Source organism: Neisseria montereyensis (genome assembly GCF_024834045.1).
GTDB lineage: Bacteria > Pseudomonadota > Gammaproteobacteria > Burkholderiales > Neisseriaceae > Neisseria > Neisseria montereyensis.
Window position 1 is genome coordinate 113506 of the sequence record NZ_JANUXW010000002.1, and the last position, 13626, is coordinate 127131.

General features: G+C 44.4%; 11 protein-coding genes. 4 read left to right on the forward strand and 7 right to left on the reverse strand.

The features are described 5' to 3' along the window. Position 1 precedes the first annotated feature (1 nt). The 4 genes from NXS09_RS02875 to NXS09_RS02890 form a co-directional block, all read right to left on the reverse strand. Positions 2 to 1636 carry a BCCT family transporter gene (locus NXS09_RS02875; RefSeq protein ID WP_259291051.1) on the reverse strand — a complete coding sequence of 545 codons (1635 nt, stop codon included), beginning with the start codon at positions 1634 to 1636 and terminating at the stop codon, positions 2 to 4. 110 nt (positions 1637 to 1746) lie between these two features. Continuing rightward, positions 1747 to 2736: a membrane dipeptidase gene (locus NXS09_RS02880; protein WP_259291052.1), complete on the reverse strand. Its 990-nt coding sequence runs from the start codon at positions 2734 to 2736 to the stop codon at positions 1747 to 1749. 50 nt (positions 2737 to 2786) lie between these two features. After that, positions 2787 to 4241 (reverse strand): aldehyde dehydrogenase family protein, encoded by a 1455-nt coding sequence (locus NXS09_RS02885; RefSeq protein WP_259291053.1) that lies wholly within the window; start codon positions 4239 to 4241, stop codon positions 2787 to 2789. Between the two features lie 73 nt (positions 4242 to 4314). After that, positions 4315 to 4725 (reverse strand): RidA family protein, encoded by a 411-nt coding sequence (locus NXS09_RS02890; RefSeq protein WP_259291054.1) that lies wholly within the window; start codon positions 4723 to 4725, stop codon positions 4315 to 4317. A 217-nt stretch (positions 4726 to 4942) separates the two neighbouring features. Between NXS09_RS02890 and NXS09_RS02895 the strand changes: the two genes are divergently transcribed. Together NXS09_RS02895 and NXS09_RS02900 are read left to right on the forward strand one after the other, a co-directional pair. Beyond that, complete coding sequence (locus NXS09_RS02895; protein ID WP_259291055.1) at positions 4943 to 5827, forward strand: LysR family transcriptional regulator; 885 nt, start codon at positions 4943 to 4945, stop codon at positions 5825 to 5827. Positions 5828 to 6173: 346 nt separating this feature from the next. Next, positions 6174 to 7493, forward strand: a complete 1320-nt coding sequence (locus NXS09_RS02900) for a DUF445 domain-containing protein (protein WP_259291056.1) — start codon at positions 6174 to 6176, stop codon at positions 7491 to 7493. A 71-nt stretch (positions 7494 to 7564) separates the two neighbouring features. Here the strand turns inward: NXS09_RS02900 and purB are convergent, their stop codons facing one another. From purB to NXS09_RS02915, 3 genes are all read right to left on the reverse strand, one after another. Then, positions 7565 to 8935, reverse strand: a complete 1371-nt coding sequence (gene purB / locus NXS09_RS02905) for an adenylosuccinate lyase (RefSeq protein WP_259291057.1) — start codon at positions 8933 to 8935, stop codon at positions 7565 to 7567. A 240-nt stretch (positions 8936 to 9175) separates the two neighbouring features. Then, complete coding sequence (locus tag NXS09_RS02910) at positions 9176 to 9970, reverse strand: class I SAM-dependent methyltransferase (RefSeq protein ID WP_259291058.1); 795 nt, start codon at positions 9968 to 9970, stop codon at positions 9176 to 9178. 219 nt (positions 9971 to 10189) lie between these two features. Next, complete coding sequence (locus NXS09_RS02915) at positions 10190 to 10795, reverse strand: YdcF family protein (RefSeq protein ID WP_259291059.1); 606 nt, start codon at positions 10793 to 10795, stop codon at positions 10190 to 10192. A gap of 882 nt (positions 10796 to 11677) precedes the next feature. Here NXS09_RS02915 and NXS09_RS02920 point away from each other — a divergent pair. After that, complete coding sequence (locus tag NXS09_RS02920) at positions 11678 to 12727, forward strand: cupin domain-containing protein (RefSeq protein WP_259291060.1); 1050 nt, start codon at positions 11678 to 11680, stop codon at positions 12725 to 12727. A gap of 173 nt (positions 12728 to 12900) precedes the next feature. Continuing rightward, positions 12901 to 13539, forward strand: coding sequence for a maleylacetoacetate isomerase (gene maiA, locus NXS09_RS02925; protein WP_191963642.1), 639 nt, complete (start codon positions 12901 to 12903; stop codon positions 13537 to 13539). The last annotated feature ends 87 nt before the right edge of the window (positions 13540 to 13626 follow it).

The window sequence follows — 13626 nt, forward strand, 5'->3', positions numbered from 1 at the left end:
CCTATTCTGAATCCGTTGGTTCTAAATCCGTTGGTTTGGTGCTTTCCCGATATTTTTGTTCTATCAGGTTGGGGCGGTACAAATCCTGTTCGTTTGCCATAATCTTGGCAATTTGCGGGCCGTTCCATAGAGAGGGCAGTAAAATAAACGATACGGGCACGGCGGTGATCACAATAAAGGATTGCAAGGCTGTTACACCGCCGGATCCTAGCGAAATCAGTACGATAGCAGTCACCCCCATCATGACGCCCCAGAAAGAACGGATAAGCGAATTGGGTTCGGCCTCGCCGCTAATCACTACACTGATGGCATAGGTCATCGAGTCGCCGGTTGTGACAATAAATATCGTTGTTAAAATAATAAACAATACGGAAATGAGTAGGGGAAACGGTAATTGGTTGGTAACGGCCAATAGTGCGCCGGGTAGGTTAAAACCTTCAAACGCATTGCTGATACTGCCGACATTGGCAATTTCAAAGGCTAAGCCGGAACCGCCTACAATAGTGAACCAAAAACACGTTACGATTGGTGCGATAATGCTGACGGTTATGATTAACTCGCGGATTGTGCGGCCTCTTGAGATTCTTGCAATAAAAATAGCCATCATGGGGCCATAACCCAAGAACCAACCCCAGAAAAATACCGTCCACCAGCTCAGCCAATCTTCATCGCCACGGAATGTGGCCATCGGGATAAAGTTGTTCAGCATGGTTCCCATGCCTTGGATATAGCCGTTGATAATAAAGTCGGTCGGGCCGAAAACCAAAATATAGATCATCAAACCGCAGGCCAATATCACGTTAAAACGGCTTAATAGCTGCATGCCTTTATCTAAGCCGCTGATGGCGGAAAGTGTGTAGAGTACGATTGCAAATACAACAATGATCAGCTGCGTTGTAAAGTTATCGGGAATGCCGAATAAAGCATTCAGAGCATAACTGACCTGCAGTCCCAAGAATCCAATCGGGCCGATGGTGCCGGCAGCCACGGCAATAATGCAGCAGGCATCAATAACCGCACCTAACTGTCCTGTTAGAACGCGCTCGCCAAACACGGGATAAAGCAGTGTGCGGGGTTTGAGCGGAAGCCCCTTTTGATAGTGCAAATACATAATAACAATCGAAGTCAGACTACCCACAATCGCCCATGCCAAAAAACCCCAATGCATAAATGACTGAGCCAAAGCGTTGATGGCTATCTGCTGGGGGTCGCTGGTCTGATCGTATATCGGCGGTGCAGAAACAAAATGGGCGATAGGCTCGGCAGCGGCCCAAAATACCCCGCCTCCGGCCAGTAAGGTACAAAATAGAATGGACATCCATTTGAATCTGTCCATTTCGGGAACAGGTAAATTGCCCAAAATGACCCGGCCGGTTCGTGCGAAAGCGATGGCCAATCCGATAATAAAGGTCAGCAATAGTAGAATTTGCCATAAAGGGCCGAAAATACTGACCGACCAGTCAAACCCGGTTTTCACATATTCGGATAAGGTATCTTGTTGGAATACGGCCATTAATACAAAAAGAATAATAAAACCGCCGCTATACCAAAAAGCAGGATTTTTAAGCCCTAGGCCGCCTGAAGAAGCGGTTTCGTTGCCGAAGCCGGCAGGCTGTTTGGTTTGTTTTTCTGACATGATTATGCTCCACTATTTCTCTTTCGTTGTTTTCATTTTTTCGGATTGTTATGGTTTAATTTTCTGTAATACAGGTCTATTCGGATAGAGATTAATAAACAAAAAACGATCTACTGGCGGGTAGGCAGAGAGTGCCTCAAAAACGCTAACCAATTGCCACCGATAATTTTTCCTGCTTCTTGTTCGTTAAAACCTGTTTTGACTAACCCGTTATAGATATTTTCCATACCTGATTTTCCAGTGAACCAGGGAAGAGAATCGGGCCAGCCAGCATTGGAAGAAGAACCTTCGCCGTAATCCATAACCTTAGACCAACGCCCGTTGCGCATCCATTCAAGTACGGATATCGGTTGGTTTAAACATAAGTCACTACCGATGGCTAAGGCGTCCGTACCAACAAGATCGGCTGTTTGGGCAACCATCTGGCAAAAATCTTCTAAGGTGCACTGGCTGCCGTTAGGCAAATGAAACGGGTATAGACTAAAACCCAATATTCCCCCCTTGGCGGCTAAGGCTTTAATAACGGTATCGGATTTATTGCGTAAAGCCTTATGGGCAAATAAAGGATTGGCATGACTGATGCAAATGGGGCGCTCTGATATTTCAATGGCTTCTAAAGTAGATTTTTCGGCACTATGAGACATATCGATAATCATGCCCACGCGGTTCATTTCGGCAATAGCTTGCCGACCGAAGCGGGTAATACCCGTATCTTGTTTTTCATAACAGCCGGTAGCTAATAAACTTTGGTTGTTATACGTTAGCTGCATAATTAATAAGCCTTGGCGGCGCATAACACCGATTAAGCCGATTTCATCATCTATCGGGGAGCAGTTTTGTGCGCCAAAGAAGATGCCTACTTTCCCTGAGGCTTTAGCAGATTCAATATCTTCCGCACTATAAACAGGCATAATGAGATCTGAGTGCTGTTCAAAAAGTAGATTCCATTCAGCGAAGCGGGTGAGCGTTGTTCGGGCATCTTCATGATAAACCAGTGTGACATGCACGGCATGTATGCCACTAGCGTGAAGCATCATGAAATAGTCACGATTCCATTTGCTATATTGAAGACCATCGATAACAACATGTTGTTGATACATAATAATTTATCCTTTTCAAATAATCGGTTTACGAATTATGAGAAATTGGTTCAATAAGCACGTTGATACGCGGTTTTGACAATCGTATAAAACTCTTTGGCATACTGCCCTTGTTCACGCGGGCCGAAGCTTGATGATTTACGGCCGCCAAAAGGAACATGGTAATCCGTACCGGCAGTGGGTAAATTGACCATAACGCAGCCGGCTTGTACCTGTTCTTTAAATAATGCGCTATAGCGGAGACTTTGAGTAATAATGCCGCCGGTAAGGCCGAAGCGTGTCGCATTCGTTAATGCTATGGCTTCTTCGATACTGTCTTGAATACGGATAACGCATGCAAGCGGTGCAAATACTTCTTCTTGATTGATTTCCCAATCGTTTTGCGTGCCGGTTAGTAATGTGGGTGCCATATAGTAGCCATTGTGCGGCATATCCAACCGGTTTCCGCCAAACGCTACTTCTGCGCCGAGTTTTTTGGCTTTTTCGACCCAGTCCAAATTAGCAGTCAATTGTTTTTCATCCACTACAGGTCCCATAAAAACACCATCCTCCAGGGCATGTCCGACTTTAAGGGTTTTCATACGGGCGATCAGTTTTTCTAGATATTCGTCATAAACACTATCCATCACAATGAGCCGCGAGGAAGCGGTACATTTCTGACCGGCGCCGGAAAACGAACCGGCAATCGTTGCTTCAACGGCAATATCCAGATCGGCGTCATGAGCGACGACCAACGCATTTTTACTACCCATTTCAAGCTGGCATCGGACAAAATTCGGTGCGGTTGCTGCGGCAATTTTACGTCCGACATCTACAGAGCCGGTAAAGCTTACGGCGTCAATTTCAGTTGAGTGGATGAGGGTATCCCCGACATGACTTCCGCTACCCAAAACGAGATTGAAGACTCCGGCGGGAATACCGTGTCGGTGTAGAATCTCGGCAAGGGCAACCGCACTGGCCGGTGTAAGATTGGCCGGCTTCCAAATAATGCTATTGCCGTAGGCCAGAGCCGGAGCGATTTTCCAAACGGCGGTTGCCATTGGGAAATTCCAAGGGGAAATGATAGCAACGACACCAACAGCTTCGCGTGTTACTTCTATCTTGACACCGGTTCGGACAGAGTCGGCAAAGTCGCCGATTTGGCGTAAAACTTCGGCGGCGTAGTAATGGAAAAATTGGCCCGACCGATAAACTTCACCGCGACCCTCGGCAAAAGGTTTGCCTTCTTCTCGCGATAACAAACGACCCAATTCATCGCAACGGGCAATCAGTTCGTCACCTATGGCTTGTAGAATGGCCTGCTTACGTTCCATCGGCGTTTGTGCCCATTCGGGCTGCGCCTGTTTGGCTGCTGCAATAGCTTCTTTGACTTGAGCAGTGCTAGCTTGGGCATAGTGGCCGATAATGTCGCTGGTATCTGAAGGGTTGATATTGGCTATTGTGCTTTCGCCTTGCTGCCATTGGCCGTTGATATAAAGGGTGTTATGAGTGGAATGCATATTCATGAAAAATCCTGTCTTATCAAAAGTGTTGTATCGGTTATCGAAAATAATAAAAAATATTGTGTATGATGATTTGCTATGCCGGTGATGTGGGTTTGACGGCGGCATATACGACTAATTCCACCAACATTTCCTCACGCGCCAATCCTGCCACAATCATGGCGGCACGATTGGGGTAGGGCGGTTGAAAATATTCGGCATAAATTTTGTTTACTGTCGGCAGATATTCCCTATCGGTTACATAAATTAAAACCTGAAGAACCGAATCCATATTTTCACCTGCACATTCCAGAGTGTGTTTCAGATTTTGTAGTGTTTGGCGAACTTGTGCTTCAATTCCTCCGCCGACAACGGTACCGTTTTCATCAATTGGGATTTGGGCCGTATAAAGCGTGCCTTGATGGGTTACGGCCCATTCCAAGGGTGCTTTAGATGCATATAGCGAAGTTGGAACCGGCTGTTTTTGTGTTGAAGATAATGGATTCATGTCTACTCCTATTGTTCTCTCATTTGTTTTCTTGAATAAATCTAACGAATTACTCAGGCAGATATTGGTTATTGGTTTGAATGCATAGTATCGAATAAGTCAGCGATAGGCCTAACAAATAATATTTGGCAGGTGATAGAATAAATCCATCACTTGGATGAAATGATTGTGTGAATGGATGGTGAGTAATGGATTTAAAGCAGGAGTCGGCTAGATCATGAATATTAAATTACAACAGCTGCGTCATTTTTTATTTGTTGTCGAAGAAGGCGGATTTCGGGCGGCGGCAAATAGGGCCAACCGTTCGCAAGCAACGCTTTCCGCTTCGGTAAAAACGTTGGAGGAGGCGCTAGGGCAACGTTTGTTTGAACAAGGTAATAATGCTGTTTTAACACCGTTTGGTCAGTTTTGTGTTTTTAAAATCAAGCAGTTCATCAGTATTTATGAAGCGTTTGAAGCGGACTTGATTGCCGCAGCAAAAGGGCAGGTGGGTGAAGTGCGTATTGCCAGTGTACCTTCTTTGGTAACCAAACTTATCCCCAATGTGCTTGCCGAATATTCCAAGCGCTATCCGAATATAGAAATCAATTTGATTGATGATAGTTCCGTCGGTGTTTCTAACCGTTTGTTGGCGGGGGAGGTAGATATTGCTTTGGGCAATCTGACGACTGCACAACAATATGGCATAGAATTCCGCCATTTATTAACCGACCCTGTCGGCGTTGTTTGTACGCGGGAACACCGGTTGGCAGGGTATGTGAAAGGTGTGGTATGGCAAGATTTGCTGGGGGAGCCGTTTATTTATAACGGAACGTGTAATCTATTGAATGTTACTCCTGCGTATCGTTTGAACCAGCAGCCGAGATATAAAGTTGAAAATATTACTTCGTTATTTTCACTGTTAACACATGGTTTAGGCATTACCACATTACCTAAATTGGCTTTTCCTTCCGATAATGAAAGCTTGGTGTGGCTGCCATTATTGGATCCTGTTGTGGCGCGGCAAATCGGTATATTCAGCATCCCGGGGCGTAGTATTTCACCTCAAGCGCAGATATTTTCAGACTTGTGCGTCGAGTATGTTCAAACATTGGCCAAATGATATATGGGTGAGATGCTGCCGGAATAGGGATATTGGTTAACGTAATTGCGTATTTGTTTAAGTGACTCAATTTCCCCACGAAAAATTTTGATAATGTTGTGTGTATATTGTGGAGAAATCAATATGCGCTTTGAAATATAAAGAGAATTTTAAATTGCTGAAAAAATAGGCAGTATAAACAAGCAACCCACAAAAAAGATTTGCTTTCATGTGCATGGTTTGTGGATAACATACTTAATACTATTATTTATAACATAAAAATAAATTTGCTTAAAAAATAAGCAGATATTTTTTTAATATGAAGCGGTATAATTGGCAGTGAAAGATAAAAATAAGGAGAACCGCCGTGCACACGCTATCTACCGAAGTCCGTACCCAAATTGCCCGCAAGCGGTTGCAAAAAAGCCGCCGTTGGGCTACCGGATTGTTGTTGGCGGCTTGTGTGTTGTTTGTGGTATCGGCGATTTATATCCGGCAATACCCTGCGTTGGGTTATGTGAAGGCTTTTGCAGAAGCTGCGATGGTGGGGGCGTTGGCCGATTGGTTTGCCGTTACGGCATTGTTCCGCCGCCCGCTGGGACTACCGATTCCGCATACCGCGATTCTGCCGCGTAATCAACACCGTATTGCCGATGAATTGGGGCGGTTTATCGAACATAATTTTTTGCAGGGTAAACCGATTGCTTTGCGGGTTTATCAGGCCGAACCGAGCCGGAAATTATTGGATTGGCTGGCAGCGGAAAAAACGCGTAGTCAGTGGCTGCCTTGGTTGGCCAAACAGCTACCGGCGGTACTTAATGTGGCAAAGCCGGAGCAGGCGGCGCGGTTTATCGGGATGTTGCTGGCCGAGCAATATAGCGGCGAGCGGATAGGGAAAACGCTGGCCAATATTCTGAAAGCCTTAAAAGCGCAGGGGATGCATGAAACTTTGTTTGTGGCGATGTTGAAGCAGGCGCGCCGTTGGTTGCAGGATCCGGAGACCCGTGCGCTATTGGAAGAAAATTTGCGCGAATGGGCGGCGCGAATCGAAAGCGATGCGCCGAGCACTTGGGAAAAATTAAAAGCTTCATTGAAAGGAACCATTGTCGATAGGGTAGATGGCTGGGTATCGGAAAAGGCTTTGGATTGGGCCGACAGCTATCTGGAAGCGGCTTTGGCAACCCCCGAACACCGTATCCGTGCCGCTTTTAATGAAGAATATGATCAGGTTGTTCATTCACTTAGCCATTCGCGCTTGTGGCATAAGCGTTTGGAACAGGGAAAAATGCAGATAGCACAATCGCCGGCCATGCGTGAAATGCTGATGCGCAGTTGGCAGGGTTTGCAAAACTGGACGGCGGCTGATGTCGAAAAGGCGGATTCTTTGTGGCTGGTGCAGTTGAATCGGCTGTTGGATCATATGTTGTCGCAAGCGCAGGCTTATCCGCAATTTATGCGCCGTGCCGATCTTCGTATTTCGTTGCTGGTGCGTGATTTTGTCATGCGTTATAAGGATAAGGCGGCGGTTTTTGTGTCGGATAAGGTAAAAGGTTGGGACAGTGCGCAGATGGTGGAAAAACTAGAATTAAGCGTAGGCCGCGATTTACAGTTTATCCGTATGAACGGCACAATTGTCGGCGGTTTGGTGGGGTTGGTGATTTATATTGTGTCGCAATGGTTGTTTTGAGTATTTTAAAGATAAGAGGCCGTCTGAATGTTTTTTTCAGACGGCCTCTTATCTTGATTTAAAACCGCAGATTAAATTCGGTTAGCCAATGCTTCGGCTTTGCCGATATATAGCGCCGGAGTCAGTGCCAATAGGGCGGTTTTGGCTTTGGTCGGAATCTCTAAAGATTCGATGAAAACTTTTAATACTTCCGGTGTGATGCCGTCTTTGCCGCGTGTCAGGTCTTTCAGTTTTTCATACGGATTGGCAACACCGTAGCGGCGCATCACGGTTTGAATCGGTTCGGCCAGTAATTCCCAAGTGGCATCCAAATCGGCAGCCAATGCGGCAGGGTTGGCTTCGAGTTTGTTCAGGCCGCGTAAATGGGCGGTTAAACCTAAAATGGTATAGCCGATACCGACGCCCATATTACGCAATACGGTGCTGTCGGTCAGGTCGCGCTGCCAGCGTGAAACGGGTAGTTTTTCCGCTAAGAAACCCAATACGGCATTGGCCATGCCCAGATTGCCTTCTGAGTTTTCAAAGTCAATCGGGTTGACTTTATGCGGCATGGTAGAGCTGCCTACTTCGCCGGCTTTGACTTTTTGTTTGAAATAGCCCAAAGAAATATAACCCCAAACATCGCGGTTAAAGTCGATAAGAATGGTATTAACGCGGCTGATGGCTTGGAAAAATTCGGCCATATAGTCGTGCGGTTCGATTTGAATAGTGTAGGGATTAAAAGTGAGGCCGAGCGATTGTTCGACAAATGTTTGGCAATGCGCTTCCCAGTCTACATCGGGGTAGGCGACCATATGGGCGTTGTAGTTGCCAACGGCGCCATTGATTTTGCCTAAAAACGCTTGGGTTTTCAGAATCGCTACTTGGCGTTGCAGGCGGTATACCACGTTGGCGATTTCTTTACCTAATGTAGTCGGTGTTGCCGGCTGGCCGTGGGTACGGCTCATCATGGGTACGGCGGCGAATTGGTGTGCCATTTCGGTGAGCTTGGCGGTGATTTCAGCCAATTTCGGCAACAGCACGGTTTCGCGTGCTTCTTTCAGCATCAGCGCATGGGAAAGGTTGTTGATGTCTTCGCTGGTGCAGGCAAAGTGGATAAACTCGCCCACGGCAGCTACTTCGGGCACATTGGCAAAGCGCTCTTTCAGCCAGTATTCGATGGCTTTTACATCGTGATTGGTGGTGGCTTCGATGGCTTTTACTGCCGCTGCGTCTTCTAAGGAAAATTCACGGATAACACGATCGATTTCGTCAATGGTTGCTTGGCTGAAGGCTGGAACTTCGGTGATTTTGGTTTCGGCAGCCAAGGCTTTGAGCCAGTTGAGTTCGACGGTAACACGGGCTTTCATCAGGCCGTATTCGGAGAAAATCGGACGTAAGGTTTCTACGGATTTGGCGTAACGGCCGTCTAAGGGGGAAAGGGCGGCGATGGTGTTTATCATATTTGTCGGATTCCTGTGAAGATAGACGAAAAAATATTAGCAGTGCACCGTTATCGGTGCGTTTCAAAATATATTCGGCAGCACGGGGGATAGGCTGCCGGATTTTTATCGAAGCGGTTATACGATATGGAAAATTGGCCGCTATTATACATCAAGCTGCTTTCAGACGGCCTGATGCTTGCTTAAAATAGTATTTTGGTTGTAATGGCATTATCGATAAACAGTCTAAATAAAACATGCTTAAGCCGGTTTTTTCGGATAAAACTGCACCGGGCTTTCCCCTTGCGGCAGGATTTGTTTTTTAACCGCATGGCCGTATACCGTTTCTAGGGTAATCGTGAGTTGTTTGTCAGCGGCAAACCAATCATCGACGGCATTGCGTGCGGCAGCGGGATCTTCAAAAACCAATGACGACCACAAACCTAATGTTTCCATATCCAGCCAAAAGGTTTCGGCTCTGCGGTAGCTCAATTCGAGTTTGGCCGTATCCATTACCGGATCATAAAAGCCGTGGTGAAACAGCATATCGCCCAAGTCGTGCATATCAAACAACATAGGGGCTTCAACACCGATACCTTGTGCATTCAGACGGCCTCTAAGTTCTACCAGCGTATCGACACCAAAATGGGTGAAAAACAGCAAGCCGTCGGTTTTTAATGCATTTGCCCAATTTTCCAAAACCAGTATCGGGTCTTTGTCGGCATGAATCAGCCCCAGATTCGACCATAGCATATCGGCTTGGGCGGTCGGTAAAGGGTCGGTCGGCGTTTGCTGATATTGGATAACGGCTTTCCCGGTTAACTTTTGCCATAAACCGGTTTGACGCGCTTCGGCAGCTGTTTCTAAGGCATCGGCGCGCGGATCGTATTCTGAGAAAACCGCTTTAGGGTAACGGGCAGCCAGCAAGCGGCGGCTTTCGTCGGCATCTGCGCCTACTAAAATAATTTGTTGCGGGGTGCGGCGTAATAATTGCAAGCGCTCGTCGGTATTTTGGGCGAGAAGGCGGTGGATTTGCCAGCGGTCATCTGTATTCATAGGTTCGATGTATGGTTATCGGTAATTAATATTATCGTGGTTGTATAAAGTATTAGAGGCCGTCTGAAAAAGTTTCAGACGGCCTTTGTTTAAATTAGATTGCGTGAGCCAATTAGATAAGCAGTAGCAGAGCTTATCAGACTAAATCATCGAATTGTGCTCGGCCTAGGGTCGGAAACAAGCTGTATTCTACCTGAATTCTGCTATTTCCGATGTAGCCTATTCGGGGGTGATAACGGCTTTAACCCATGCCAAACTTTCACGAACCAGTTTGCGTGAGTAGCCGCCGCTATTTCTATCGCAAGTGTCTTGTCCGGAATAAGCCTGTATGGTTTTCTTGTCTTTCCAGATTTTACCGCCCAGCCAAACCGCCCTTTTGAGGTGGTAGTCTGCACTAACAATAATCACGCTCTGATTGTTGGTGAGCGGTATCGTGCTAAAAAAGATATTTTCATAGGTGTTTTCTGATTTGCCTTCGGTGACAATACGGAATTCGGGTACACCCAATTCCATAGCGATTTCTTTCATATGAGCCGCTTCATTGCTGCCATCGCTATCCGTGCCGCCGCTGACAACTAGTTTCGGTGCTTTTCCGGCATTGTAAAGTTCGACAGCAGCGGTTACACGGGATCGTAGGCAGGGGTTGGGCTCGCCATTTCTATAAACGGCATTGCCCAATACCAATACGGCATCGGCGGGTTGGATTTCATTTAAGGTAACATTTCGTGCAAATAATGCAGATATATAGACCCAAGCCAGCAACACCAGCCAACATAATGCCAATATAACGGGCAGGTAAAGAAGCATATGACGTTTTTTACTCATGAATATCAGTTAAATTTTGGTGAATAGGATTTGTGGGAGCTCTTTATTTTGTGGGCGGGCCAGTCTTGGGCTCTAAAGAGCATATTTGTGTTATGTTATTTCGAAACAGTCTGCATTTATATTGCTACTTGTTTTGTTTTTTTGCAGTAAAGTAAAGTGGTATTTCGGTATTAATATTGTTATGTGTTCGGTAGGGTAGGACTTTACCGCAAGCATCCGTGCAAAAAAGGCAATAAATAAAAATCTGTGTAAAAGTAATTTGATAAATACGGAATAGTGTATTGAAATTATATTCAAATATGGTAATAAATCCGGTAGATATTGTATTTCTCAAATCTTCAGATAAAGATTATCGGTTATCGAGTTGGATGTTTCTGCTGTATTCGTCTCAGCGGTTTGAAAATATACTTAGCGGCATGATAGTCGAGTATTTGGTGTTTATGGCTAATTTGACCACTTAGTTTTTATATGTTAAATAATTTTATCTTTTGAAAAACAATGTTTCTATAAGGAGTGATTTGAACTAGAAGAAATTCTATATTATGTAATTTATTGTGTTGATGACTTCTTTGGGCTCACTCTGAGTTGATATAAATTATGGTCATTGGTTTTTAAATGGTATCTTCTTGTTATAAAAATTCCCTTTTATGCTAACCATTAAGCATTACATAAATTATGCGTTTTTTTAAAAAAAGCTATTTTAGATTTTATGCTATTTTACGAATTGAATACCTTTTGAATTAGTGGTATACACCTTATACTAAAAAATATTTAAGCTATTTTTCAGACTGAAATGCCTAAGTATGTTATAAACAAAAAAATGATTTTATTTATTATTTTTTTAGTTAGTAATTTAACCTAGTTGAGAGATGAGACTGAATAATGGAAACACTTGCTACCTTAGACGATCTGCCCAGAGCTTATGTTGATGAACTGACTCAAAAAAACTTGGTTCCTTTGTGGCCGAGTTTAAGAGAAGTGCTGCCTCCGAATAAGCCTAAACCTAACACCCAAGTTATTTCTTGGAAATACAAAGATATTCGGCCGCTGCTAATGCGTGCGGGTGAGCTTACGCCGATAGAAAAGGCGGAGCGTCGGGTGTTGGTATTGTCCAACCCGGGACATGGTTTGGAAAATATGCGTGCCAGCTCTGTTATGTATTTGGGTATGCAACTTTTGCTGCCCGGAGAATGGGCACCTAGTCATCGTCACACACCAAATGCTGTCCGTTTGATTGTTGAGGGCAACGGTGCTTATACCAGTGTGAACGGTGAAAAATGTTCAATGGAAAGAGGCGACTTGATTCTAACTCCTACCGGTATGTGGCATGAACACTCGCATGAAGGTGAATCGGAAGTCGTTTGGCTGGATGTATTGGACCTACCCTTAGTATATTATTCCGAAGCCAGCTTTGTTGAAGAGGGTAAAAAAGAAAAAAGCAGTAATGAAGCTAAACCGCATGTTTATGGGCCCGGCATCGTAGCTACCGAAAACTTCACACGCAACGACAATCATCTGGTTAAATATCCGGTATTGCGCTATCCGTGGGCTGATGCTAAAAAAGCATTGGAAACGATTGCGGAAAATAGTAATGTAGAAATGGTTCAAGTAACCTATGTGAACCCTGAAACAGGTGATGACGCACAAAAAATTATTGGTTTTAGTGCAATTATGCTGCGTCCTAACCAGGAGCTGAAATTAAGACAGCGTTCTTGTGCGATGGTATTCCATGTAATTGAGGGTGATGTTGATATTACTATTGATACGGTTAAGCACGATTTAACAGTTTCAGATACGCTTTGTACGCCTTGCTTTACAAACGTTACTTTAACCAATAGATTAAATAAACCAACTTTTGTTTTTGTAGCGGATGAGTCTCCTTTTCAAAGAAAATTAGGCTTGTATTCCGAACGCGAAAGAACGGATATTTAAGTATCAATAAGTCCTATCAAAGGATAAATAGGTATAAAAATATCGGTTTGTCACTCAAGAAGGTATCTATTCGGAGCAATTATTGATAAAAATAAATGAATAATTGCTCCTTAATAGATTAATCTTGTATTATGCCGGTATATTTTATAGTGATTATTCATAAAGGAATAATAATGAAACTTTATGGTTATTTTCGTAGTGGCACATCACATCGTCTACGCATTGCTTTGAATTTAAAAGGCTTGGAATATGAATATATTCCGGTTAACTTGTTTAAAGAGCAGCATTTGCAGCCTGAATTTAAAGCCATTAATCCTCAGGGGTTGGTGCCGGTATTGGAAGTAGACGGGTTACGTTTATTTCAAAGTCCGGCGATTATAGAATGGTTGGAAGAAACCTATACCGATACGCCTTTATTGCCTGAAGACAGCTTCGGCCGTATGAGAGTGAGAGCATTAAGTGCTTTAGTAGGTTGCGATATTCATCCGATTAACAACCGCCGTATTTTGCAGTATCTGCGCAAAGATTTATCGGTAGATGAAAAAGAAGTACAAGCATGGTGTCATCGTTGGATCAATGATGGATTTACCGCCTTGGAAAAACATTTGGCTGAAGATAAAGAGCGCGGTGATTTCTGTTATGGCAATAAACCCACTTTTGCCGATTGTTATTTGGTGCCGCAGGTTTATTCTGCCCGTCGTTTTAATGTCGATCTGACTCCTTATCCCAATATTGTGGCTGTTGACGAACATTGCCGCAGTTTGGAAGCTTTTATTAAAGCCGAGCCGGAAAATCAATCGGATGCTTTTTAATTTAAGTTGGTCATTATTTGGTAAACCTTGATTTATTATTCTGAAATATGAATTTTAATTGGTTTTTAGATTAATAAGTTGTTAATA

Excerpts from the sequence above, each read along its gene's own strand:
- NXS09_RS02875 (WP_259291051.1), bottom strand. The coding sequence starts at position 1,636 with ATGTCAGAAAAACAAACCAAACAGCCTGCCGGCTTCGGCAACGAAACC.
- NXS09_RS02880 (WP_259291052.1), bottom strand. The coding sequence starts at position 2,736 with ATGTATCAACAACATGTTGTTATCGATGGTCTTCAATATAGCAAATGG.
- NXS09_RS02885 (WP_259291053.1), bottom strand. The coding sequence starts at position 4,241 with ATGAATATGCATTCCACTCATAACACCCTTTATATCAACGGCCAATGG.
- NXS09_RS02890 (WP_259291054.1), bottom strand. The coding sequence starts at position 4,725 with ATGAATCCATTATCTTCAACACAAAAACAGCCGGTTCCAACTTCGCTA.
- NXS09_RS02895 (WP_259291055.1), top strand. The coding sequence starts at position 4,943 with ATGAATATTAAATTACAACAGCTGCGTCATTTTTTATTTGTTGTCGAA.
- purB (WP_259291057.1), bottom strand. The coding sequence starts at position 8,935 with ATGATAAACACCATCGCCGCCCTTTCCCCCTTAGACGGCCGTTACGCC.
- NXS09_RS02910 (WP_259291058.1), bottom strand. The coding sequence starts at position 9,970 with ATGAATACAGATGACCGCTGGCAAATCCACCGCCTTCTCGCCCAAAAT.
- NXS09_RS02915 (WP_259291059.1), bottom strand. The coding sequence starts at position 10,795 with ATGAGTAAAAAACGTCATATGCTTCTTTACCTGCCCGTTATATTGGCA.
- NXS09_RS02920 (WP_259291060.1), top strand. The coding sequence starts at position 11,678 with ATGGAAACACTTGCTACCTTAGACGATCTGCCCAGAGCTTATGTTGAT.
- maiA (WP_191963642.1), top strand. The coding sequence starts at position 12,901 with ATGAAACTTTATGGTTATTTTCGTAGTGGCACATCACATCGTCTACGC.